This is a genomic window from Nonomuraea bangladeshensis (genome assembly GCF_039529455.1).
Taxonomy (GTDB): Bacteria; Actinomycetota; Actinomycetes; order Streptosporangiales; family Streptosporangiaceae; genus Nonomuraea; species Nonomuraea bangladeshensis.
The window spans coordinates 310,426-332,858 of the sequence record NZ_BAAAMV010000004.1 but is presented as its reverse complement, the minus strand read 5'-3'; the positions used below and the strand labels follow the sequence as shown (position 1 = coordinate 332,858).

19 protein-coding genes are annotated in these 22,433 nt (G+C 73.9%); 7 read left to right on the top strand and 12 right to left on the bottom strand.

All coding sequences use genetic code 11. The annotated features are described in order from the left end of the window. Nucleotides 1–19 precede the first annotated feature (19 nt). Nucleotides 20–538, top strand: coding sequence for a winged helix-turn-helix transcriptional regulator (locus ABD292_RS13390; RefSeq protein ID WP_344207480.1), 519 nt, complete (start codon nucleotides 20–22; stop codon nucleotides 536–538). Here the strand turns inward: ABD292_RS13390 and ABD292_RS13385 are convergent. From ABD292_RS13385 to ABD292_RS13370, 4 genes are read right to left on the bottom strand one after another with little or no spacing between them, the layout of a single operon-like run. Next, a complete protein-coding gene (locus tag ABD292_RS13385; protein ID WP_344207479.1) occupies nucleotides 535–7,824 on the bottom strand; it encodes an SDR family NAD(P)-dependent oxidoreductase in 7,290 nt (2,429 codons plus the stop codon). The two genes, ABD292_RS13390 and ABD292_RS13385, sit on opposite strands and share 4 nt — an antisense overlap. Beyond that, entirely contained in the window at nucleotides 7,821–8,786 is a 966-nt protein-coding gene (locus ABD292_RS13380) for an NAD-dependent epimerase/dehydratase family protein (protein WP_344207478.1), read from the bottom strand. The genes ABD292_RS13385 and ABD292_RS13380 overlap by 4 nt, the downstream gene beginning before the upstream one ends. Further along, nucleotides 8,783–9,886 (bottom strand): GNAT family N-acetyltransferase, encoded by a 1,104-nt coding sequence (locus ABD292_RS13375; protein ID WP_344207477.1) that lies wholly within the window; start codon nucleotides 9,884–9,886, stop codon nucleotides 8,783–8,785. Before ABD292_RS13375 ends, ABD292_RS13380 begins: the two co-directional genes overlap by 4 nt. Before the next feature lie 26 nt (nucleotides 9,887–9,912). After that, nucleotides 9,913–11,118 carry an aminotransferase class I/II-fold pyridoxal phosphate-dependent enzyme gene (locus ABD292_RS13370; protein WP_344207476.1) on the bottom strand — a complete coding sequence of 402 codons (1,206 nt, stop codon included), beginning with the start codon at nucleotides 11,116–11,118 and terminating at the stop codon, nucleotides 9,913–9,915. Between the two features lie 230 nt (nucleotides 11,119–11,348). Between ABD292_RS13370 and ABD292_RS13365 the strand changes: the two genes are divergently transcribed. After that, entirely contained in the window at nucleotides 11,349–13,166 is a 1,818-nt protein-coding gene (locus tag ABD292_RS13365) for a sulfatase-like hydrolase/transferase (protein ID WP_344207474.1), read from the top strand. Nucleotides 13,167–13,175: 9 nt separating this feature from the next. Here ABD292_RS13365 and ABD292_RS13360 read toward each other — a convergent pair whose 3' ends face one another. The 4 genes from ABD292_RS13360 to ABD292_RS13345 all read right to left on the bottom strand — a co-directional run bounded on the left by ABD292_RS13360 (nucleotide 13,176) and on the right by ABD292_RS13345 (nucleotide 16,082). Then, on the bottom strand, nucleotides 13,176–13,604 hold the full coding sequence (locus ABD292_RS13360; protein ID WP_344207473.1) for a YkvA family protein: 429 nt from the start codon (nucleotides 13,602–13,604) through the stop codon (nucleotides 13,176–13,178). A 167-nt stretch (nucleotides 13,605–13,771) separates the two neighbouring features. Then, complete coding sequence (locus ABD292_RS13355) at nucleotides 13,772–15,028, bottom strand: RNA polymerase sigma factor (RefSeq protein WP_344207472.1); 1,257 nt, start codon at nucleotides 15,026–15,028, stop codon at nucleotides 13,772–13,774. After that, entirely contained in the window at nucleotides 15,025–15,396 is a 372-nt protein-coding gene (locus ABD292_RS13350; RefSeq protein WP_091091692.1) for a YciI family protein, read from the bottom strand. The genes ABD292_RS13355 and ABD292_RS13350 overlap by 4 nt, the downstream gene beginning before the upstream one ends. A gap of 44 nt (nucleotides 15,397–15,440) precedes the next feature. After that, on the bottom strand, nucleotides 15,441–16,082 hold the full coding sequence (locus ABD292_RS13345) for a DUF998 domain-containing protein (RefSeq protein WP_344207471.1): 642 nt from the start codon (nucleotides 16,080–16,082) through the stop codon (nucleotides 15,441–15,443). A gap of 150 nt (nucleotides 16,083–16,232) precedes the next feature. Here ABD292_RS13345 and ABD292_RS13340 point away from each other — a divergent pair, with 150 nt between their 5' ends. Beyond that, entirely contained in the window at nucleotides 16,233–16,667 is a 435-nt protein-coding gene (locus tag ABD292_RS13340) for a hypothetical protein (RefSeq protein ID WP_344207470.1), read from the top strand. 144 nt (nucleotides 16,668–16,811) lie between these two features. After that, on the top strand, nucleotides 16,812–17,351 hold the full coding sequence (locus ABD292_RS13335; protein ID WP_344207469.1) for a putative immunity protein: 540 nt from the start codon (nucleotides 16,812–16,814) through the stop codon (nucleotides 17,349–17,351). 19 nt (nucleotides 17,352–17,370) lie between these two features. Here ABD292_RS13335 and ABD292_RS13330 read toward each other — a convergent pair whose 3' ends face one another. Further along, nucleotides 17,371–18,117: an SDR family oxidoreductase gene (locus tag ABD292_RS13330; RefSeq protein WP_344207468.1), complete on the bottom strand. Its 747-nt coding sequence runs from the start codon at nucleotides 18,115–18,117 to the stop codon at nucleotides 17,371–17,373. An 89-nt stretch (nucleotides 18,118–18,206) separates the two neighbouring features. On the opposite strand from ABD292_RS13330, the gene ABD292_RS13325 reads away from it, so the two are divergent. The 3 genes from ABD292_RS13325 to ABD292_RS13315 all read left to right on the top strand — a co-directional run bounded on the left by ABD292_RS13325 (nucleotide 18,207) and on the right by ABD292_RS13315 (nucleotide 20,411). After that, nucleotides 18,207–18,950, top strand: a complete 744-nt coding sequence (locus tag ABD292_RS13325) for a TetR/AcrR family transcriptional regulator (protein WP_344207467.1) — start codon at nucleotides 18,207–18,209, stop codon at nucleotides 18,948–18,950. Between the two features lie 250 nt (nucleotides 18,951–19,200). After that, a complete protein-coding gene (locus ABD292_RS13320; RefSeq protein WP_344207466.1) occupies nucleotides 19,201–19,803 on the top strand; it encodes a TetR/AcrR family transcriptional regulator in 603 nt (200 codons plus the stop codon). Continuing rightward, a complete protein-coding gene (locus ABD292_RS13315) occupies nucleotides 19,800–20,411 on the top strand; it encodes a carboxymuconolactone decarboxylase family protein (protein ID WP_344207465.1) in 612 nt (203 codons plus the stop codon). The genes ABD292_RS13320 and ABD292_RS13315 overlap by 4 nt, the downstream gene beginning before the upstream one ends. On the opposite strand, the gene ABD292_RS13310 is transcribed toward ABD292_RS13315, so the two are convergent. The 3 genes from ABD292_RS13310 to ABD292_RS13300 form a co-directional block, all read right to left on the bottom strand. Next, on the bottom strand, nucleotides 20,366–21,442 hold the full coding sequence (locus ABD292_RS13310; RefSeq protein ID WP_344207464.1) for an MFS transporter: 1,077 nt from the start codon (nucleotides 21,440–21,442) through the stop codon (nucleotides 20,366–20,368). The two genes, ABD292_RS13315 and ABD292_RS13310, sit on opposite strands and share 46 nt — an antisense overlap. Beyond that, nucleotides 21,439–21,978, bottom strand: a complete 540-nt coding sequence (locus tag ABD292_RS13305) for an ArsR/SmtB family transcription factor (RefSeq protein WP_344207463.1) — start codon at nucleotides 21,976–21,978, stop codon at nucleotides 21,439–21,441. Before ABD292_RS13305 ends, ABD292_RS13310 begins: the two co-directional genes overlap by 4 nt. Before the next feature lie 75 nt (nucleotides 21,979–22,053). Further along, entirely contained in the window at nucleotides 22,054–22,395 is a 342-nt protein-coding gene (locus ABD292_RS13300; RefSeq protein WP_344207462.1) for a VOC family protein, read from the bottom strand. Between the last annotated feature and the right edge of the window lie 38 nt (nucleotides 22,396–22,433).

Sequence of the window (22,433 nt, the reverse complement as noted above, 5' to 3'; positions counted from 1 at the left end):
AGCTGTCAAGGAGGGAATCGTGGAACCACGGTCCGGGTGTCCGATCAACGCCGCCGTCGAGGTGCTGGGTGATCGCTGGTCGATGCTCGTGCTGCGCGACGTCATCTTCGGCGACCGCCGCCACTTCCGGGCGCTGCTCACCGGGTCGGCCGAGGGCATCGCCTCGAACATCCTGGCCGACCGGCTCGTACGGCTCGTCGAGGCGGGACTCCTCACCCGCGGCACCGCCGCGCGCGGGCAGCGCGCCCGCTACAGCCTCACCGAGGCCGGCATCCAGACCCTCCCGATCATCCACGCCCTCGGCAACTGGGGCCTCGACTGGCGTCCGGGCAGCGAGGAGCTCCGCAGCCGGCAGCGGCTCATGCGCGAGGAGGGCCCGGCCTTCATCGAGGAGCTGATGGACGAGCTCCGCGTCCGCCACCTCGACGCCCCGCCGAAACCGCACGACGGCCCGGGCCCGTTCGACCGCCTCGCCGCCGCCCACGCCGCCGCCGGGCAGGAACACCCCGATCGGCGGCGACCTGACCCTCCCGGCTAGCCGCCCGCCGGAGCCGGCCGCTGAACGAGCTGGGCGTGTACGAGCTGCGCCAGATGGTCGATGCCCTGGGCGCCGATGACCTCCAGGGCGGGGATGGCGCAGCCGAACCGGCGCCGGATCGTGGCCGCCACCTCCGTGGCCATCAGGGAGTCGAGGCCGAGCTGGGCCAGCGGGCGGTCGAGCTGGAGCCGGTCCGGCGTGGTGTGCAGGATGCCGGCGACCAGTTCGGCGATGGCCGCCGACACGAGCCCCCGCCTCTCCTGCGGGCTCTCCACGGCGCTGAGGTCGTGGAGGGGGGCGTTCGGCCCGTCCTGGTCGCGGGCGAGCGCGGGCAGCACCTCGGCCAGTCGCGGCACGCGCACGGCCGGCAGGCGGTCGGCGATCGCCTCCGGCGTCACGCGGGCGGCCGTGGTCACCTCCGCGCCCCGCGCCAGCGCGGCTTCGAGGGCGTCGAGCGCCTCGTCCGGGGTGAGCGGCGGCAGCAGCCGCGACAGGAAGCCCATCAGCTCCGGGTGCCGTGCCAGGTAGCCGGTCCCGCCGACGGCGCCCAGCCCCAGGGCGAGCGCCGGGAGCCCGTCCCGGCGGCGGGACCGGGCCAGGGCCTCCAGGCAGGCGTTGGCGGCCACGTAGTTGCTCTGCGCGGCGTTGCCGATGACGGTGGCGAGTGAGGACAGCAGGACGAAGAAGCCCAGCTCGCGGTCGCGGGTGAGCTGGTCGAGCACGTACGCGCCGGTCATCTTGGCGTTCAGCGCGGTGTGGAAGCGTTCGGCGGTCAGCTCGCTGAGCGGGGCGTCGTCCAGGACCATCGCCGCGTGGATGACGCCGCGCAGCGGGCGGTCGGTGCGATCGATGCTGTCGAGCACGGCGCGCAGCGCGGCCGGATCGGTCACGTCCGCGGCGTACGGGGTGGCGGTCGCGCCCTTGTCCTGCACGGCGCGCACGGTCGCCGCCGCTTCCGGCGCGTCCGGGCCGGCGCGGCTGACCAGGGCGAGGTGACGCGCGCCGCGCTCGGCCAGGCGTACGGCGGCGGCCGCGCCGAGCCCGCCGAGCCCCCCGGTGACGAGGTAGGTCCCCTCGGGGTCGAGCGTCATGGAACCCTGCCGCTGTTCGACGGCGAACGGCTGGTCGAAGGAGATCACCACCTTGCCGATGTGGCGGGAGTGCTGCAGGAGCCGGAACGCCTCGCTCACCCGCGCGGCCGGGTAGACCCGGTTGGCGATGGGGCGGTAATCGCCCCGGTGCACGAGACGGGTCACCCTGGTCACCTGGTCGGCCCACAGCTCCGGTTCGAGGAGGGGGCCGAGGTCCAGGTTGAGCGCGTACAGGCTCAGACTGTCGCGGAACGGGTGCAGCGACACCGACCGGTCGCCGTACAGGTCGAGCTTGCCCAGCTCGACGAAACGCCCGCCCCTGCGCAGCAGCTCCAGCCCGCGCGGGATGGCCTCACCGGCCAGCGAGTTGAGCACGACGTCCACGCCGCCCCCGGTCAGGGCACGGACGTGGTCGGCGAACCCGGGGTCGCGCGAGTCCACCACGTGCGTGACGCCGAGCAGGCGCAGCAGGTCGCGTTTCTCGGGGCTGCCCGCCGTGGCGACGGCCCGCGCCCCGACGTGGGCGGCGTGCTGGAGGGCGGCCAGCCCCACCCCGCCGGCCGCGCCGTGGACCAGCAGCGTCTCCCCCGGCCGCAGGCGGGCCAGATGGTCGAGCGCGTAGTGCACGCTCAGGCAGGCGATGGACAGGGTGGCCGCGTCGGTGAAGCTCATGCCGGCCGGCATGAGCCCGGCCAGCCCTTCGCGGGCCACGACGTGCGAGGCGAGCGACCCGCCGGTGGCGACGAACACGCCGTCGCCGATCCCGAACTTCGTGACGCCAGGGCCCGTCGCGGTCACCACCCCGGCGCACTCGATGCCGAGATGCGGGCCCAGGTAGGTGTCCTGCACCGCCTCCTCCGGCAGCAGCCCGCGGGCCCAGAGCACGTCGCGGTAGTTCAGGGCCGCGGCGCGCACCGCCACGACGATCTCGTGGGGGCCCGGCTCGGGCGGCGGGCCGGTCTGCTCCCAGGCGAGCCGGTAGCCGGGCCCCTGGTCGTCCAGCCGCAGCCGGAACGGCTCGTCTGCGGCGACGTCATGGGGACGGGTGACGGGCCGGGCCGTACGGACCCGCGGCACGAACCGGCCGCCTCCGGTCAGCACGATCTCGTCCTCGGCGGACGGTTCGAGCAGTTCGAGGATCAGGCGGTGCGCGTCCGTACGGGGTGATGCGCCCCGTTCCAGGGAGATGCGTCTGATCTCCAGGTCCGGTCGTTCGTTGGCGAGCGAGCGCGTCAGGCCCCACACGGCGGCGGCGGGTGGCGTACAGGGCTTTTCCGGAGCGGGGTGCAGGCCGGTCGGTGGCGTGACGACCCAGAGGCGGACGGTGAGCTTCGCCGGCAGGCGGTCGCGAGCGGCGGTCAGGGCCCGCAGGACCTGCGCGCGCCGCCCGGTGAGCCCGGCGACCGCCCCCGGCTCGCCTGCGGGTTCGTCGTCCAGCAGCAGCACGAGGTCGGCGGCGTCGGCGCCGTCGCCGACGGCCGCCGGCCAGCCGGATACCCCGGGCACGGTCGCGTCCAGCACGGTGGCGCGCAGCGCCGACGCGATCTCGCGGGCGAGCCCGTCGTCGGCGCCCCGCTCGGGCACCACGATCCACGCGGTGCCGGTGGCCGGGACCGGCTCCGTTTTCGGCTCGGGCAGGGCCGGCGCCTCGGCGCGGCCGAGCAGGACGGACGCCTCGGCCCCGGAGCCGAGCCGGGCCACGTCGCCGAAACCGCACTCCCCCAGCACCGCCGCCCACCGCGCGGCCGGGAGCAGCGGGCTCGCCGCTCTGAGGTCGACGTCGGTGAAGGACCACCAGCGTTCGAGCAGCCCGAACACGGCGACCAGCCGGTCGCTGTCATGCTGCTCCACCACGAGAAGCCGGCCGCCGGGCACCAGCAGGTCGCGGGCCCTGCGGACGGCGGCGCGCACGTCCGGCGCCGCGTGCAGGGCGCCGTCCGCCACCACCACGTCGTAGAACTCGCCGCCGAACCCCTGCTCGGCGGGCTCTCGCGCCAGGTCGAGCAGGCGGTACTGAACGAAGTCGTACGGCGCGAGACGTGCCGCGGCCCGCCGGAGGAACGCCTCGGAGGGGTCGGTGAACACGTACTCGGTCAGCCGGCGGGGCAGGACGGGCAGGAGCGCGGCCGTCATCCCCGCCGTGCCGCCGCCGAGCTCCAGAACGCGCAGCGGACGGTCCTCGGGCCAGGTGCGCACGATCTCCTCCAGCGCGGCCCGGGCGAGCCGCGAGTCGCAGCGCCGGCCCGGCGACGCGTCGAGCAGATGCTCCACGGTGTGCCCGCCGCCCTCCGGGAAGATCAGCTCCTCCGGGTCGAGCCGGCCGGTCAGCACCTGGTCGAGGTGGTGGCCGCAGCGCCCGCGCAGGATCAGCTCCGCCGAGTGGCCGGGGCGGGCGCGCAGGAGCTTCTGGAACAGCGCCTCGGGCGCCGGCTCGTGATCGCGGATGAGCAGGCCGCGCGCTTCGGCGATCGAGGCGAGCGCCGCCACGAGCCGCGCGTGCCGCGGCAGCACCCCCGCGCCGAGCAGCGCGGGCACGTCGAAGACGGCGGCGCCGGGCAGCAGGCGGGCGAAGGCCCGCGCGACGAAGTGCGCGGTGAGGTCGGCGAACTGCGTCCCGGCGTCGTCGCCGTCGCCGGCGCGGAGGGTGTCGCCGTCGCCGGCGCGGGCGGTGTCGCCGCCGTCCGGCCGGCAGGACGCGGGCCACGCGACGGGCCCCGCGCCGGAGCGGGACGCCGGCCGCAGCTCCGTCAGGTGCTCGACCACCGGCGTCCTGGCCGTCGTGGGCAGCCGCCGCACCCGGCAGCCCTCGATGAGCACGGCCACCTCACCGGTGTCGTCGCAGATCCTGACGTCGAACTCGGCCTCGTGCTCGGACACGTACGTGAGCTCGGTGTGGGCGAACCCCCACGGCGGCGGATTGCGCCAGCACCGCACCGCACGCACCGACACCGGCAGATATCCGTGACCACTGCCGATGAGCAGCGGAATCACCGTGTGCAACGCCCCGTCGAGCAGCGTGGGATGGGCCTCGTAGCCGCTCTGCGACACGTTGAGCACGTAGGATGCGAGCGCCTCTCGCGCACTCGTCCACAGCTCGCGCAGCACCTTGAAGCTCGGACCGTACGTGAAGCCCACGCCGGTCAGCTCGGCGTAGCAGGTGTCGTGGTCGCGATGCCGCGTGGCCCTGGCCCTCGCGCCTTTGACGTCCACCCGCCCGGGGGCCTCGCCGTGCAGCCGCCGCACCCTGCCGCGCGCGTGCATCCGCCACTCGCCCTCCTGCCCGGACCGGCTCGCGATCCGGAACAGGCCGTCCTCGTCGGACAGCGTGACCTGCGTCTGCCTGACGGGGTCGGCGGCCGACAGGGTCATCGCGGAGGGGAACCGCAGGGCCAGCACCTCGACGGGGCCGCCCAGCGCCCGGCGACCGGCCGCCAGGGCCATCTCGATGTACGCCGCCCCCGGCATGATCACTGTGCCGTCGATCTCGTGGTCGGGCAGCCACGGGAGGCGTTCGGGTTCGAGCCGCCCCTGCCAGGCCGGTTCCATGAGCGGCGCCCGCTCGCCTAGCAGCGGATGGTCCAGGGGGCGCGCCCACACCTGCGGGCCGCCGTGCCACTGGCGCTCACGTTGCCAGGGGTAGGCGGGCAACTCGGCGACGCGGCCAGGGCAGGGGAAGATCCGCGCCCAGTCCAGCGCGTCACCGGCGGCCAGCGCGGCCACCGCGCCCTCCACCAGGGCAGCCCCGTCGCCGTCCCGCCGCAGGGTGGCCACCGCCGTGACGCCCATCCTGGTCAGGTACGTGGCCAGGACCGGATGCGGCCCGATCTCGACGAACAGCTCACAACCACGCTCCTTCAGCCGCTCGACCGCCTGGGCGAACAGCACGGGACGGCGTACGTTGTGCCACCAGTAATCGGCGTCGAGCCCTTCCCGCGGCTCCCGCCCCGTCACCGTGGACACGAACGGCACGCCGGCGGCCCCGGCGCGCAGCCCGTCGAGCCCCACGCGGACGGCCTTCTCGGCCCCGTCCATGGCCGCGCTGTGGAAGGCGTGGTCGAGGTCCAGCGGCCGGAAGAACACGCCGCGGGAGGCGAGCTCGTCGCCCAGGGCGGCCAGCGCCTCGGGATCCCCGGCGACGGTCACGTCACGGCCGCTGTTGACCGCGGCCAGCTCAAGACGCCCCGCGTAGCGGGCCAGCACGTCCGCGGCCTCGTCCGGGGCGAGGCCCGCCGCCGCCATCCGGCCGAGGCCGGCGGTGGGGGCCTGGGCGCGGCTGCGTACGGCGACCACGCGCGCGGCCTGCCCCAGATCCAGGATCCCGGCCGCGTACGCCGCCGCGATCTCCCCGACACTGTGCCCGGCCACCGCGTGCGGGCGCACGCCCCAGTCCCGCAGCAGCTCCAGCAGGCCGACCTGGACGGCGAACAACGCCGGCTGGGCCACCTCGGTGAGCGCGAGCCGCGACCGCCGCGCGGGCGCGGCCAGCTCCTCGGCCACCGACCAGCCGAGCCACGGCGCAAGGGCGGCGTCGGCGGCGTGCACCGCGGCCCGGAAGACGGGCTCGCTCCGCAGCAGGTCGGCGCCCATGCCGGTCCACTGCGAGCCGTTGCCGGAGAAGACGAACGCCACCCGTCCCGAGGCCCCGCCGATCGCGCCACCGGCGGCATCGCCCGCGGCGAGCCGCGTGAGCCGGTCGGCGGCCTCGGCGGCCGAGCCCGCGACGACCGCCGCCCTGAGCTCCCGACGGCCGCGCCGCCGGCACGAGGTGTAGCTGAGGTCGTAGAACTCCTCGCCGGAGGCCGTCGACAGCCGGGCCGCGAGCCGGCGCGCCGACTCGGCCAGCGCGGCCTCGTTCCGCGCCGACACCATCACGGGCAGCCGGCGGCGCGGCCGCGCGGCGGGCCCCGGCGGGACGGCGGGCGGGGCGGCGAGCACGGCGTGCGCGTTGGCGCCGCCGAAGCCGAAGGAGTTCACCCCGGCGACCCTGCGCCCGCCCGGCTGCTCAACAGGCCGCGGCTCGGTGACGGGAAGCAGCCGTAACCCGGCGAAGTCGATGCGCGGGTTGGGCGGGTCGCCGTGCAGCGAGGCCGGGATCCGCCCGTGGCGGAGCACGAGCACGGCCTTCAGGAGGCCGGCGACGCCCGCGGCCGCCTCCAGATGGCCGACGTTGGTCTTGATCGAGCCGATCGGCAGCGCCCGGCTGCGACGGCGTCCCAAGGCCCTGCCGATCGCCTCGCACTCGACGGGGTCGCCCGCCGGGGTGCCGGTGCCGTGCGCCTCGAAGTAGACCAGCTCGTCGGCCGCGACCCCGGCCTCACGGTAGACCTCGCGCAGCAGCCGCTCCTGGGCGTACGGGCTGGGCAGGCTCAGACCCGGAGTGCGGCCGTCGGCGTTGGCGCCGGTGCCCAGCACCACCGCGTGCACCCGGTCGCCGTCGGCCTGGGCGTCGGCCAGGGACTTCAGCACCAGGAAGCCGCCGCCCTCGGAGCGGACGTAGCCGTCGGCCTCCGCCGAGAAGGCGTGGCAGCGGCCCCGGGGCGACAGCATCGACGCCTTGGCGAAACCGACGAAGGGGTAGGGGCTGATGAGGATGTTGACGCCGCCGGCGAGCGCGATCCGCCGCCCTCCGCCGGCGACGTACTGGACGGCCTGGTGGAGGGCCATGAGCGCGGAGGAGCAGGCGGTGTCGACGGTCATGCTCGGGCCGTGCAGGTCCAGGGCGTGCGAGACGCGGTTGGCGATGTTGCCCGCCGAGGTGCCGGCGTTGGTGTAGGCGTTGATGCCGGCGGGGTCGCTCACCTGCATGATCTCGTAGTCGTGGGTGGAGGCTCCCACGTACACGCCGGTGGCGGAGCCGGCCAGGACGGCCGGGTCCAGCCCGGCGTCGTCGAACGCCTCCACGGCCAGCTCCAGCATCAGCCGCTGCTGCGGGTCCATGGCGGCGGCCTCGCGAGGCGAGATCCCGAAATAGCCGGTGTCGAAACCCGCGACGTCGTCCAGGAACCCGCCCGCGACCGTGTAGGTCTTGCCGGGGCTGGCCGGGTCGGCGGCGACGAACCGCCCGGGCTCGAAACGGTCCGGCGGCACCTGCGTGACCAGGTCCCGGCCCGCCGAGAGCGCCGCCCACAGGCCGTCGAGGTCGCTGATGCCGCCGGGCAGCCGGCAGCCGATCCCGACGATGGCGACAGGGGTCATGGAGAGCCTCCGATCTCGTCGCGCACGAGTGCCGCGAGTCCGTGCTGAAGGGTGATCCGGGCCCGGAAGCCGAGCTCGGCCGCGGCCCGGCCGGTGGTGCACGTCCAGGAGGGGCAGCGCAGCTCCCGGGCCTTGTCCCTGTTGAGTATCGGTACGGTCCCGCGGACCCTGCCGACGACCTCCGCGCCGGCCGCCGCCAGGTCGACCAGCGGGCCGGGCACCGGGATGACGAGCGGCGGGCGGCGGCCCAGCGCCCGGGCGAGCGCCAGGCAGATGTCCTCGGCGCTGTGCTCGACGCCGTCGCACACGGTGTAGACGCCGGCCGTGGGATCGTCCTGCCGTACGGTCCCGCCCCGTTCGGCCGCGGCCAGCAGTGCCGTGCACAGGTCGCCGACGTGGATGAGGCAGAACCGCTTCGGCCCGAGGCCGCCCTTGAGCATCACCCCGCGCCGCGCCATGGGCAGCAGCGACGGCAGGAACTCGGTGTCGCCGGGCCCGTACACGACGGGCGGACGGACGATCACCACCGGCAGCCGCCCGGCCACGCGACGGGCGGCCGTCTCGGCCGCCAGCTTGCTCAAGCCGTAGTACGAGACAGGCGGGCTCACGGCCAGTGAGGAGCACAGCACCAGGCGGGGCGGGTCCGGGCGCGCGGTCAGCGCCGACAGCAGCCGCCCGGTCCCCTCCGCGTTGACGCGGAAGTAGTCCGCCGGGGCGCGCGCCTTGACCAGGGCGGCCAGATGGATCACCCGGTCGGCGGCGGCGACCGCCTCGGGCAGCCCCGCACCGGTCTCCAGGTCGCCCTCGACGCAGTCGGCGCCCAGCCGGTCGAGCTCGTGCCGCCACCGTGGCGCGGACGAGACGCGTACGAGGGCCGTGACCGCGTGACCGTCGGCCCGCAGCCGCCGCACCAGACTCCTGCCGATGAAGCCGGTCGCCCCCGTGACCAGGAAACGTCTCACCGTGGCGGCTCGCAGCCACGCCGGTAGATCCGGTAGGTCTTGGAGCGGCGGGCGCCGATGTAGCGGGCCACGCCGTTGGCGGCGTCGTTGTCCTCCAGGATCCAGGAGAACTCGACGCGGCGGATGCCGAGCTCGCGGGCGGCCCGCATGGCGCGCGCCCCGAGTTCGAGCACCACCCGGTCGTCCCGGTTCTCCGCCCGTACGCCGAGCAGGACCAGCCTGGCCGCGTCCAGGTGGCGCAGGGCGCGCGCGAAGCGCAGCAGGCCGAGGGGCGTGAGCCGGCCTCGCGCGGCCCTGAACGCCGGGCCGGCGTCGGGGACGCCGATCAGCGCGCCCACCGTCTCGCCGTCGCGCTCCGCGATGAGCGTCAGCTCGGGCCGCAGGATCGGCTTCAACGTACGGACCAGGTGACGGAACTCCTTCTCCGTGGCGGGCACGAAGCCCCAGTTGCCCGCCCACACCTGGTTGAAGACCGCCCAGATCTGCGAGGCCGCGCTGTCGAGGTCGGCCAGCCGGAGCGGCCGGACCGTGTACGGGGAGCCTTCGGCCAGGGCGTCGGCCAGGGGCAGGAACTCGTCGGGCACCTGGTCCCAGGTGAGCTCCCACGCCCACAGGTCCTTGGCCTTGACGCAGCCGCACGCCTCAAGAAGCCGGGGGTAATAGGCGGGGTTGTACGGCATGAGCACCGCCGGAGCCCGGTCGAAGGAGTCCACGAGCAGGCCGCACTCGTGGTTCGTCGACAGGCTCACCGGGCCGAGCATGGTGCGCAGGCCGCGCTCGGCCAGCCAGCCGGCCGCGGCCTCGAACAGCGCGTGCGCGACCCCGGGGTCGTCCACGCACTCGAACATGCCGAAGAACCCCTCGTCCGCGCCGTGCAGCTCGTTGTGCCGGGGATTGCGGACGGCCGCGATGCGGCCGGCCACCCGCCCGCCGCGCCTGGCCAGGAAGAGCGCGGCCTCGGCGTAGTCGAAGAACGGGTTGCGCCGGGGATCGAGGAACGCGCGGCGCTCCCGGTCCAGAGGCGGGATCCACGGGTCCTCCGGCCGGTGGATCAGGTGCGGGAACCGGATGAAGGCGGTCAGGTCGGAACGTCGCCTCACCGGCTCGACGGTCACCGCCGTCGCCGTCACCGTCCGGCGCCCTGCGGCCCGATGACCCCCACGGCCGTGCCGGCCTCGGCGAAGGCCCCGATGATCCGGTCGAGCTGCGCGTCGGTGTGCGCCGCGGTCGCGCTGATGCGGATCAGCTCCCGGCCGTGCTGCACTGCGGGGTGGATCACCGCGCCGGTGAAGACCCCCGCGTCGAACAGCGCCCGCCACAGCCGCAGGCACGTCATGAAGTCGCCGACGTGCACCGGCACCACGGGCGTGGGCGCTGACCCGACCTCGTAGCCGAGACGCCGGAGACCATCGCGCAGCCGGGCCGCGTTGTCCATCACGCGCCGGCGGCGTTCCGGCTCGGCCTCGACGAGTTCGAGCGCTTTGAGCGCCGCCGCGACCGAGGCCGGCGTCATGGACGCGGAGAACACCGCCGGGGAGGCCCAGTGGCGGATGTAGTCGATGACGTCCGCCTCGCCGGCCAGCGCCCCGCCGAGCGAGGCCAGGCTCTTGGAGAAGGTGGTCATGACCAGGTCGACGCCGCTCTCCAGCCCCAGCAGCTCGGGTACGCCGCGGCCGTCCGCGCCGAGCACGCCCAGGTCGTGCGCGCAGTCGAGCATCAGGCGGGCGCCGTGCCGCCCGGCCAGCTCGGCGATCCTGGGCAGGTCGCACATGTCGCCGGCCATGGAGAAGACCCCTTCGGTGACGATGAGCACGCCGCTGCCGGCGGGGGTGTCGGCCAGGAGCCACTCCAGATGCTTGGTGTCGTTGTGCCGGAACACGCGCTCGACGGCTCCGCCCAGGCGTACGGCGTCGCGCAGGGAGGCGTGGTTGTCCTGGTCGGTCAGGACGACGTCGTCCTCGCCGAGGAGTGCCGACACCGCGAGGTTGGTCTGGAACCCGGTGGACAGGGCGACTGCGGCCTCGCGGTGCAGGAAGGCCGCCAGGCGTTCCTCCAGTTCGAGGTGCAGCGCGTAGGTGCCGTTGGCGAGGCGGGATCCCGAGCAGGAGGTGCCGTGTTCGGCGATCGCCTTGCGGGCCGCCTCCCGTACGCGTGGATCGGCGGAGAGCCCCAGGTAGTCGTTGGACGCCGCCATGATGACCGGCCGTCCGTGAATGCGCGCCTCACCGGGTGAGAGCATCGTCTCGACAGGCGGTGCGAACGGGTAGAGCCCGGCGGATTTGAAAATGCGGTGGGTTTCCCAGCTGCGACATTTGTCGAAGACGTCCGCCATGACTCGCACTATGACGGTCACCGGCTCGGCTGAACATGTCGTGCCAGTGAGACAAGAGTTTCCCGGTGCTCCTGCGGGCAGGTCGCCCTACTCGCCGCGCCACATTCCCGAAATATCCCCATATAGCAGGTCGGACGGCCACGCAGGTGTGACCATCGCGGAAGTCATCGCCCCCGACCCGGCCTGACTATCTTTATCCGCGTCGACGCCAATTCCCTTTACGGAGGCGCATGGGCACGCTCGCGATTGTCCACGACGCGGCCGTCGCCTTCGTCATCCTCGCGGCGTCACGCGCGGTGAAATTCGCCGGACAGGCCACGGCGCGGCCCGCACTCGGGGACGCGTTATGGGCCGCGGCGCTGGCGGCAGGGGCGGCGCTCGCGGAGCTGGCGGGCGGCCCTGCCGGCCGCGCCGTGGCCTCCGCCCTCGTGCTGGCCGTGGTGGTCACCGTATGGATCGGGGCCGCGATCTGGCGGGTGTTCACCGTCGAGGTCGGCCGGCTCGCCTTCGACGGCATGGCCCAGTCGCGGGTTTTCCGCGAGCCCGCCGAAGTGGACTGGGTACGCAACTGGACGATCGCCTTCTACCGCGACCACCCCGGCTTCGCCCTGCTGCCGCTGCTCGCGATCGGCTGGCTCGCGGTGCCGTACCTGCCGCTCCACGTGCAGGGCGCGGCCCGGATCGCCGTCGTGGCCGTACTGGTGGCCTGGCTGGCCATGACGCCCGCCCGTACCCGCGCGAGCTGCTGGCTCGGCTGCGCGCTGGCCGCCGCGCTCGCCCCCGCCGCCCCCACTCCCCCGCCGCAATGGTGGCACCTGGCCACCGTGCTCGCCCTCCTGCCGGCCGGCCGCCTGCTGCGCCGGCGCGGGCTGCTACGCGGCTCGATCGCCGGCGACTGCCTGCTCCCGCGCCCCTGGCCCGCCCCGCCCCGCACCCGCTCTCCTGCCGTCACCGCCTGGCAGGCACGACCGCCCCGCCGATCGCCGTACGCCGGAGCCCTGCGAGGCCACGACGTGCTGCTGATCACCCTGGAGTCCGTCGGCCGCGACCACCTGGCCCGATTCACGCCGGACGGCGCCCGTACCCCCTTCCTGGACGCCCTGTACGCCCACGCCGTGGTCTCGCCCCGCCACGTCGCGCCCTCGCCGCTGACCACGAACGCGCACGTGCTCCTCGCCCACGGCCGCTACCGCGCCGACGGGGAGTCACAGGTCCACCGGCTGAACGCGGCCGGCTACCGCACCGCGTACCTCACCTCGGCCCGCACCAGCTACTACGGACTGGGCGACATCCTCGCCGGCGCCGGCTACCAGACCCTCGTCGACCGCTCCCGGCTGGGCGGCCACATCACCGACAGAGAACTCCCCGAGGCAGGCGCCGACGCCCTCCTCGCCGACCTGCCCGCCGGCCGGGCACCGCTCTTCCTGCACGTGCACACCACCGACACCCACGTCCCCTACCGGGTCCGCGACCCCCGCTTCCGCCGCAGGGGCGACGGCCGGCGCGACCGGTTCCTCGACGCGCTGGAGGAGGCCGACGACACCCTCCGCCGCCTGCACGAGACCCTGCTGGAACGAGGCGTGCTGCGCGACCCGCTGATCGTCGTCACCGCCGACCACGGCGAATCCTTCGGCCAGCTCGGCTACCACTTCCACGCCACCGCCGTGACCGCGGAACAGACCCTCGTCCCCCTGGCCATCGCCCACCCCGCCCTGCCGGCCGCGCAGATCTCCTGGTCGTCCCACCTCGACGTACTGCCGACCATCCTCGACCTCACCGGCGTCGCCGCCGCGCCGTCCCACGGCGAGTCCCTCTTCCACCTCGACCGCCCGCAGCGCCTGGCCCTCTGGGTCGGCCACCCCATGAGGCGCAGCACCTCCTGCTACGGCCTGATCGACGGCGAGCGCAAGCTGATGATCGACCTGGTCACCGAGCGGTGCTTCGCATCGGACTGGGAGGACCGCTCCCCCCGCCCGCTGCACGGCCCGGAACGACGCCACGCGACCCAGTCGGCGACGACGGCGCTGCGCCGGCTGGGCCTCGACTGACCTGGGGCCTCAGGTCGTGGTGGTGGGCTTGTCGAGACCGGTCAGCCTGGCCAGGGCCGCGAAGCCGTCATCGCTGCCCGGCCAGTGCCGCCGCACCGCCTGCACCCCGGCGCGGCGCACCACGGACCGCAGCACCGCGATGACGATGACGGCATCGTCGGCGTACCCGAGCACCGGGATTAAGTCGGGCACCAGATCGATCGGAAAGGCCAGGTAGGCCAGCAACAACGCGAGCCGCACCCGCACCCCGCGCGGCAGCTCGGGATCGGCCGCCAGCCGGCGCACCAGCCGCAGCACATCGGGCAACAGCCGCAGCGCCTCCCGCAGCAACCCGCCGCGCGGCCGCACGACCGCCAGCACGCCGATCAGCGCCACCCAGGCGACCAGCAACGCGCCCGCGACCCCGATCAGCAGATCCCATCCCCATGACCCGGTCATGCCTGCCCGCTTCCCTGCGCCGCGAGGACGGATCGCTCCAAGGGAGCCAGAAATCCGCCCCGAAAATCCCTGCTTGAGCTGAACAGACGTTAGCGAACCCCGACCTGATGATCAGGGTCGGGGTTTCGCGCCGGGTGGCGGTGAGCCGCGGCCGGGGCGCTCGGCGGCTAAGGACTGCCGAGGCGGTGGGCCCGGTCGAGCAGGTATCGCCGTTCGACCTGGTTGCCGGTCAGCTCGGCCGCCTCGCGGTACAGTCGCGCCGCGCCGGCCGCGTCGCCGGTCAGCTGGAGCAGGTGGGCGCGGACCGCGCGTTCGCGTTGCCGGGTCAGCGGTTCCTGGTCCAGCCGGTGGCGGCGGTTGAGGTCGTCGAGCAGCGCCAGCCCCCGGCCCGGCCCGTACGCCTGGGCCACCGCCACCACCCGGCTCAGCCGCACCGGCGCGGTCGGGGTGAGCCGTTCCAGCCACACGTACAGCGCGGCGATCTGCGGCCAGTCCGTCCGGTCCGGCGTCGGGGCCGCGGCGTGCACGGCCGCGATGGCGGCCTGCAACTGGTACGGGCCCACCTCGCGCCGGCTCCAGACGCTGTCGATCAGCTCGGTCCCTTCCCGGATCAGGCCGGGATCCCATTGCGTCCGGTCCTGTTCCTCCAGCGGCACCAGCTCGTCATCGCCGCCCGTACGGGCGCGGCGCCGTGACTCCGTCAGCAGCATCAGCGCGAGCAGACCGGTCACCTCGGGGTCGCCCGGCAGGGAGTCGCGGAGCATGCGGGTCAGCCGGATCGCCTCGCGGGTGAGGTCGACGCGGGCGAGCTCGTCACCGGCGGAGGCCGTGTAGCCCTCGTTGAAGATCAGGTAGAGCACCTGCGTCACGGCGGCCAGCCGGCTGTCCCGGTCGGCGCCGGTCGGCGGGGTGAAACGGGCACCGGCGCGGGCCAGCTGCTGCTTGGCGCGGCTGATCCGCGTGCCCATGGTGGGCTCGGTCGTGCCGAAGGCGTGCGCGATCTCGGCGGTGGTAAGGCCGCCGACGGCCCGCAGCGTGAGCGCCACCTGGGAGGTGGCGCTCAGCGCGGGGTGGCAGCAGAGCAGCAGCAGGGCGAGGCTGTCGTCGGTCTCCTGCGGCGGGTGCGCCTGCCGGGCCGGCTCCCGCGTGGCCAGCTCGGCGGCGCCGGCCTCGTGCTCGCGGCGGCGCCGGGCCTGCTCGGACCGGAGCAGATCGACCATCCGCCGGTAGCCGATCCGGATCAGCCAGCTGCGCGGGTTGTCCGGCACGCCGTCGGCCGCCCAGGTGCGGCTCGCGGCCAGCAGCGCCTCCTGGACCGCGTCCTCGGCGACGTCGAAGTGACCGAAGCGACGCACGAGCGCGCCGAGCACCTGCGGCGCCTCCGTACGCAGCAGGTGCTCCACCTCGCCGGAACGGCCGGTCATGCCGCGAAGTCGCCGCCCATGATCGGGCGGATCTCGATCGGCTCGCCCAGCACCTCGACGACCCGCGAGACGATCTCGACGGCGCGTTCCCTGCTGGCCACGTCGATCACGGCGAAGCTGGCCAGGACCTCCTTCAGCTCGGCGAACGGCCCGTCGGTCGCCACCACGCCGTCCGGGCCCTTGCGCACGGTGGTGCTGACCACCGGGTGGCCGAGGCCCTCGCTGCCGACGAACTCGCCGGTGGCGATCAGCTCCTGCTCGAACTTCTGGTACGCGGCGAACGCGGCCAGCGCCTCCTCGGACGGGGTGTCGGCGGTCGCGGCGTCCCAGGCGGCGGCCGGGGTGTAGCTGAGCAACAGGTACTTCACGATGATCCTCTACTGGAGAGTGCTGAGGGAAAGGGTATGCCGGGTCAGGCGGAGCGGCGCAGGGACAGTGCGACGACGGTCGTCCAGGTGAAGGCGACCAGGCCGTTGACGGCGATCTGGATGCTCATGTGATCGGGCGACATGGGCAGCAGCAGGACGAGCCCGGCGGCGCCGCTCAGCGCGGCAGGCAGCACGGCGCGGCGGCGGGCGTACCGGACGGTCAGCACGAGGGCGGCGACGGCCAGCGCGGTGAAGGAGACGGCGGCCGCGACCGAGTGCGCCACGCCGTGCCAGGACATCTGGGCGGCCGGTCCGTCGGGGGTGCCGGCGGGGAAGCCGTTCTCCGGATCCATGGTGAACAGCCCCGCGCAGACCATCCCGGCGCCGAAGATCCCGACGAGGATCGGCAGCGCCCGCCGTCCGATTCCCTCGGTGAGGGTGCGCCTGACGCCCGCGGCCAGCGCCAGCCCGCCGAGGCCGGCGAGCACGAACGTGGCGATCTGGATCCAGCCGAGGTCGCCGGTGGCGAGCTGGCTGATCGGGTGCCGGCTGAGGTCGAAGCCTTCGCGGGTGAGCATCTGAGCGACGGCCGAGGCGAAGAAGGCCGGCCCGGCGAGGGCCCCGGCGAGCAGCAGACGGCCGGACGCGGTGGGAGTGATGCGGACAGCGGGGATGGCGGTGGCCATGACGTCCTCCTTGAGAGTTCCTGCCGCTACCTCGTCACCGGGACCGGGACTTCGACATGGTGACTCGTGTGAGCTGAGTCACATTCAATCGATGTCGAGGGCCGGGGTTCGCCTCCGAGGTACCGGCAAGCACTCACCAAGGAGGACGAGATGGACACGATGCCCGTCACCAGCCGGCCGAGCGCCGAGCTGAAGGCCCTGGACCGCCTGGTCGGCACCTGGGCGGTCACCGGCGGCGCCGAGGGAACGGTGCGCTACGAGTGGATGCCCGGCGGCTTCTTCCTGTTCCAGCACGTCGAGCTCACCCACGACGGCCATCGGATCACCGGTCTGGAGGTGATCGGCAACCTGCGCCCGTTCGGCGAGCCGGTCGGCGCGGACGTGGTGTCGCGCTTCTACGACTCGGCCGGCGACACGCTCGACTACGTGTACGAGCTGACCGGCGACAAGCTGACCATCTGGGGCGGCGCGAAGGGTAGCCCGGCGTACTACGAGGGCACGTTCAGCGCCGACGGCGCCACGGTCACCGGCGCATGGGTCTACCCCGGCGGAGGCGGATACGCCTCGACCATGACCCGGATCTGACACCGGGCTCCGCGGGAGTTCCGCGAGCAGCGCCGGACCGGCTCTCGCGGAACTCCCGCAACCGCACGTGAGGGCACCGCCGCATCGATCGCACGGAGGCCGCGCCGAAGTCTCAACCGGGGGTTCAACGTTACGGTTGACGTCATGGCAGATGTCTCCACCACGATCGAACTCAGCCTGTCCGAACTCCGCGAGGTCGCCGCCTACGCCGTGGCGTGCGCGCGGCCCGCCTTGACGATCTTCGAACGGGAACGCCCCGACGATCCGCGCCCCCGGGCCGCGATCGAGGCCGCGCGGACGTTCGCGGACGGAGCCAAGCGGACCAAGGCGCTCCGTGACAGCGCGTGGGCGGCGATGCGCGCGGCCCAGGAGGCGCGCGACGCGGGACTCGCCGCGGCGTGCGACGCCGCGCGGGCGGCCCTGGCCGCGGCCAGCGCGGGATACCTGCATCCCCTGGCCAAGGCCACCCAGGTCAAGCACATCCTCGGACCGGCCGCCCATGCCGCGCGAGCGTTCGAGCTGTCCGCCGGCGACAATCCCTCCGTCGGAGCCGATCACCTCGCGCAGGCGCGAGCCCTCGCCGGTCCCGTCGTCGTGGACGTCCTGAGGCGCTACCCGCCCGCCCCGCCCGGCGGCGGGCGGGTCGGAGAGCTGCTCCGTCAGCTGGACGCGTCGCTCCGCTGAGGTTCTCGTGGCCGTGGGTCTACATCGTCGTCCCGCCTGAGACGTCGAGCCGGTGCCCGGTGACATAGCGGCTGTCGCCGGAGGCCAGGAAGGCGACGGCGTCGGCCACGTCCTGCGGCGTGCCCAGCCGGCCGAGGGGCGTCTGTGACGACAGCCAGGCCAGGGCCTCGCCGACCAGGCGTCCTTCGTGCATGTCGGTGTCGATGACGCCGGGGGCCACGAGGTTGACGGTGATGCCGCGCGGCCCGAGCTGCTTGGCCAGGGCGACGGTCATGACGTCGAGCGCGGCCTTGGACATGGCGTAGTCGATCGCGCGGGGCATGGCCGCCCCGCGGGTCAGCATGGTGCCCACGGTGATGATCCGCCCGCCGTCGCGCAGCCGTGGCAGGACCTGCTGGGTGACGAAGAACGGCGCGGTGGTGTTGACCGCGAACAGGCGCTCGAAGCCCTCCCGGGTGACGCCGTCGATCTCGCTCTGGCCGCCGAGGACGCCCGCGTTGTTGACCAGGACGTCCAGCCCGTCGGCGTGCGCGTCGAAGGCGGCCCACAGGGCTTCGGCGTCGCCGGGCGCGCCCAGCTCGGCCTGGACGGCGAAGGCCCGCCCGCCGGAGGCTTCGATGGCGGCGACGGTGTCCTTGGCGGCGGCGTGGTTGCCGCCGTAGTGGACCGCGACCTGGGCGCCCTCGCGGGCCAGCCGGACGGCGATCGCACGGCCGATGCCCCGGCTCGCGCCGGTCACCAGCGCCGTCTTACCGGTCAATGTCATGATCACGCCTCCAATTCGCGTACCTCGTACGAGAAAGGGACCATAGCCATTCAGGTACCATGTACGCAAATAGCGGCGAAGGGACGTGCATGACCGACGAGGCGGCGACCAGCATCTGGATGCAGCCGGAGGAGCGCGAGCGCTCCGGCCCGGGGCGACGCCCCGGCTACAGCCGCGAGCAGATCACCCGCGCGGCCGTCCGGATCGCCGACGCCGAGGGCGTCGAGGCCGCGACCATGCGGCGGATCGCGGGCGAGCTGGGCACCGGCGCCATGTCGCTCTACCGCTACGTTCCCCGGCGCGACGACCTCTTCGACCTCATGATCGACCTGGCGATGGGCGAGATCGAGCTCCCCGACGGCCCGTCCGGTGACTGGCGCGGCGACCTGACACTGCTGGCCCGGCAGGTCCGCGCCGCCGGCCTGCGCCATCCCTGGCTGATCGCGCTGCTCACCGGCCGGCCCACGCTGGGGCCCCACCTGCTGCGCGTGCACGAGTTCGCACTCGGCGCCTTCGACGGGACCGGGCTCGACATCGACGACGTCACCGGTTTCGTCGGCATGCTGAACGACTACGTCCACAGCGCGATCCGCCGCGAGATCGGCTGGCTGGAGGAGGCCCGCCGCACCGGCCTGGACCCCGAGCGCTGGAAACGGGACTACATGGGACCGTACGTCCGCCAGGTCGTCGAGTCCGGCGCCTTCCCCCGGTTCAACCGAACGGTCCTCGACTCCCGCACCGCCCACCTCGCCCCCGAGGAACGCTTCCGGCACGGACTCGACCGCGTCCTCGACGCCATCGCCGCGCTCATCCCGTCGCTCCGTCCTCGTTGAGCGGGGGCGACGTCAGCCGAGGGTCTGTTCGACGAGGTCGAGGTAGGCGTGTCCGGCGGCGACGTCGTCCGGCCGGCCGAGCGCCGCGAAGCCGTCCAGCAGTTGGCGCAGCGCGGCGAGGTGGTGCCGCCAGGAGGCGCCGGGCTGTCCTCCGTGTTCATGGGGGACATTTCATCGCAATCGGCGAGGTTGCGCAGGAGCGCCCTCACCTCCTATCTTGGAACGGCTATTCCAAGATAGGAGGCGGCGGATGCCCGACGTCAAACACTTCGATCCCGAGCTGACATTGGACCAGGTGGTAGCCCTGTTCTGGCAGCGCGGGGCCGACACCACCGGCATCGCCGACATCGTCCAGGCGACGGGGCTCAGCCGCTCCAGCCTGTACGCGACCTTCGGCGGCAAAGCACAGCTGCAGGCCGCCGCGCTGGGCCGCTACCTGGAGCGGCAGTCGCGGCCGGTGTTCGACGCCCTGGCCGCCGACGAGCGCGGCGTTCCGGCCATCGCCGCGTTCTTCGAGCGGCTGGTGGCGGCGCGCTGTTCGGGCGAGCACGCCCGCTGGGGCTGCCTGGTCACCAACACGCACGCGACGGCGAGCGGCGGCCTGCCGGAGATCCGGAACATCCTGGACCGCCACCACGACACGCTGCGGGCGGCGATGCGCGCCGCGCTGGAGGCGGCCCGCGCCGCCGGCCAGCTCCGGCCCGGCCTGGACCTGGAGGGGGCCGCCGAAGCGCTCACCCTGCAGGCCTACGCGGTCAACCTGCGCTCACGGGCCGGCGCCGAAGCGGCCGTGCTGCTGGCGGGCGTGCGCGCCGTACTCGATGGTTTCACCACTCCCGAGGAGAAGCGATGAGCGAGTTCCGTACGTACGACGAGAGCGACGCCCCCGAGGCGGCGCGCCCCGTGCTGGCGGCGGCCAAGAAGCGGATGGGCTTCGTGACCACGCTGAACGGGGTGATGGCGGAGTCGCCGGAGCTGCTGGCCGGCTACAACGCGCTGGCCGAGCAGTTCGGCAGGTCGTCGCTGCCGGCGGCGGCCAAGCAGGTGGTGCTCATCACGGCCAGCGTGGCCAACGGCTGCGAGTACTGCGTGGCCGCGCACTCCACGCTCGCGCTGCGCGCCCGGGTGCCGGCCGAGGTGGTCGAGCCCCTGCGCGCCGGCCGGCCGCTGGCCGACGAGGCGCTGGAGGCGGTACGCCGCCTCACCCAGGCGGTGGTGACGCAGCGCGGATGGGTGGCCGAGGCCGAGATCGAGGCGTTCCTGGCCGCGGGGCACACGCGCCGCCACGTGCTGGACATCGTGCTCGGGGTGGGCATGAAGACCCTGTCCAACTACACCAACCACATCGCCTCCACTCCGCTCGACCCGGCCTGGGCCGACCAGGCGTGGACCCGGGAGCAGGCGACCGATGACCGTCACCCGGACGCGGTCTGCACAGCGAGCTCTCCGGCGGGGTCCTGACCGGCCGGCGGGCGCGCGGCGCGCAGGGCGGCCTCGACGCGGCCGTTGCTGGTCATGGTCGCGGTGACGGCGGTCATGGCCAGCAGGAGGCCGGCGGCGGCGTAGAGCGGGGTGCGCAGGTCGTAGGTGGTGGCCAGCCAGCCGCCGAGGCCCTCGATCGTGGCGGTGCAGGTCAGCGCGGTGCCGGTGCCGAGACGCCGGCCGAGGAAGGCGGCGATGCCCGCGCCGAGCAGGCCCCCGGCGGCCTCGGCGGTGAGGAGCAGACCGAAGCCGAGGGCGCCGACGCCGAGACGTTCGTGCGCGAACAGGGCCAGGATGGTCTCCACGGCGAGGAAGGCGACGTTCCCGACCGCCGGGCGGAGCGCGAGCCCGAGCAGCAGCCGGTCCTTGAAGACGTAGGCGGCTCCGGCCCGCGCCTGCCGCAGCAGCGAGTCGCGGGCGCCCGCGGCCGGGCGCGGCACGGCGGGCAGCGACCGGACGAGCAGCGCGGACAGCGCGAACGACACCGCGTCGGCGAGCAGCGGCACCGAACGTCCGAGCGCGAGCAGCGCGCTGCCCGCGGGCGGCCCGGCGAAGCCGGACGCCGCGGTCTGGGCGCCGCGCAGGCGGGCGTTGGCGCGCTGCAGGAGCGCGGGGTCGCGGCGGAGCAGATCCGGCAGGTACGCCGTGGCGGCCGTGTCGAAGAACAGCCCGCCAAGGGCCAGCAGGAACGCGGAGGCCGCCAGCAGCGGGATGCTCAGCACGTCGAGGGCCGCCGCCGCGGCGGGCACGGCGAGCAGCACCGCACGCGCGGCGTCCGTGACCCACATCGTGCGGCGGCGGTCCCAGCGGTCCACCAGCGCACCGCCGAGCACTCCGAACAGCAGCCAGGGCAGCGTCCCCGCGGCCGTGACGACGGCCAGCGCCATCGGATCCCGGGTCAGCGTCACCGCCAGCAGCGGCAGCGCGGCATGCGTCACGCCGTCACCGAGCGAGGACACCGTCTGCGCGGTCCACAGCCGCCCGAAGCCGGTCGGCAGCTTCGTCGTCATTCGGCGTCCTCCCCGGCCTGCCGGCGCGAGGCCGGCCGGAACAGCGCGAAGACCAGCGACACGTCCGGAAGCGACGGATCGGACAGCGTCCGGTACTCGTCCGCCAGCGCCTCCAGGCGCGCCCCCAGCTCCGCGAACTGCTCCTCGGTGAGTCGCAGATGGGTCATCTTCACGTGCCGCTCGCCGTCCGCCGGCGACGCCTCGAGGTCCGCCACCGCGTTCCGCAGCAGCACGTCCGGCTGCCCCGGCCCCGGATCCGGCAGCTCGATCGAGCGCGCGGCCATCGCGTAGTACCGCTCGGTGACGCCTCTCACCTTCCGGGTCCGCACCACCTTCACCAGGCCGGCCCGTTCGAGCAGCCGTACGTGATAGCTCGAACTCCCCTTCGCCAGGCCCATCCGCTGGGCGATCTGCGTGATCGTCGCCGGTTCGAAGCGGAGCATGGCCATGATCCGGTGGCGCGTGAGGTTGGAGACGGCGCGCAGCTGCTCGTCGGTGGTGACGTGAAACGTCTCGGGGAGATCATCGGTAGGCACGCGGACAATGGTCAAGGATTCTTGACCATTGTGCAAGGGGGCCGGGGCCCATTGGCGTGGCCCCGGCCGAAATGATCAGTGGCTCACCAGACCGACCCGGTTGCCGTCGGGGTCGGCGAACACCGCGATCCGCCCCATGGGCGTCGGCGCCGGTTCCATGACGCGGCTGCCGCCGAGGCTCTCCGCACGCTCCAGCGCGGCCTCGACGTCGTCGACCGCGAAGTAGACCACGACCCCGGTGTACGGGCTGCCCGGCCCGGCCTGGCCGATGCCGCCCGCCGGGCGGTCGCCGTCACCGCCGACGAGCGCGTAGGTCTCGTCGATGGCGTTCACCGTCCAGCCGAACAGCTCCCGGTAGAAACGCCGCGCTCGCGGAGCGTCAGGGGTGGAGATGTCGAACCATCCGATCGACGTCATGGCAGTCCTCCTCAACGAGGGCCCGTGTGGCCCATCAC

Bases quoted from the DNA above. Each gene is read 5' to 3' on its own strand.
- ABD292_RS13385 (WP_344207479.1), bottom strand. From the start codon at position 7,824: ATGACCCCTGTCGCCATCGTCGGGATCGGCTGCCGGCTGCCCGGCGGC.
- ABD292_RS13370 (WP_344207476.1), bottom strand. From the start codon at position 11,118: ATGGCGGACGTCTTCGACAAATGTCGCAGCTGGGAAACCCACCGCATT.
- ABD292_RS13365 (WP_344207474.1), top strand. From the start codon at position 11,349: ATGGGCACGCTCGCGATTGTCCACGACGCGGCCGTCGCCTTCGTCATC.
- ABD292_RS13360 (WP_344207473.1), bottom strand. From the start codon at position 13,604: ATGACCGGGTCATGGGGATGGGATCTGCTGATCGGGGTCGCGGGCGCG.
- ABD292_RS13355 (WP_344207472.1), bottom strand. From the start codon at position 15,028: ATGACCGGCCGTTCCGGCGAGGTGGAGCACCTGCTGCGTACGGAGGCG.
- ABD292_RS13345 (WP_344207471.1), bottom strand. From the start codon at position 16,082: ATGGCCACCGCCATCCCCGCTGTCCGCATCACTCCCACCGCGTCCGGC.
- ABD292_RS13340 (WP_344207470.1), top strand. From the start codon at position 16,233: ATGGACACGATGCCCGTCACCAGCCGGCCGAGCGCCGAGCTGAAGGCC.
- ABD292_RS13335 (WP_344207469.1), top strand. From the start codon at position 16,812: ATGGCAGATGTCTCCACCACGATCGAACTCAGCCTGTCCGAACTCCGC.
- ABD292_RS13330 (WP_344207468.1), bottom strand. From the start codon at position 18,117: ATGACATTGACCGGTAAGACGGCGCTGGTGACCGGCGCGAGCCGGGGC.
- ABD292_RS13325 (WP_344207467.1), top strand. From the start codon at position 18,207: ATGACCGACGAGGCGGCGACCAGCATCTGGATGCAGCCGGAGGAGCGC.
- ABD292_RS13320 (WP_344207466.1), top strand. From the start codon at position 19,201: ATGCCCGACGTCAAACACTTCGATCCCGAGCTGACATTGGACCAGGTG.
- ABD292_RS13315 (WP_344207465.1), top strand. From the start codon at position 19,800: ATGAGCGAGTTCCGTACGTACGACGAGAGCGACGCCCCCGAGGCGGCG.
- ABD292_RS13310 (WP_344207464.1), bottom strand. From the start codon at position 21,442: ATGACGACGAAGCTGCCGACCGGCTTCGGGCGGCTGTGGACCGCGCAG.
- ABD292_RS13300 (WP_344207462.1), bottom strand. From the start codon at position 22,395: ATGACGTCGATCGGATGGTTCGACATCTCCACCCCTGACGCTCCGCGA.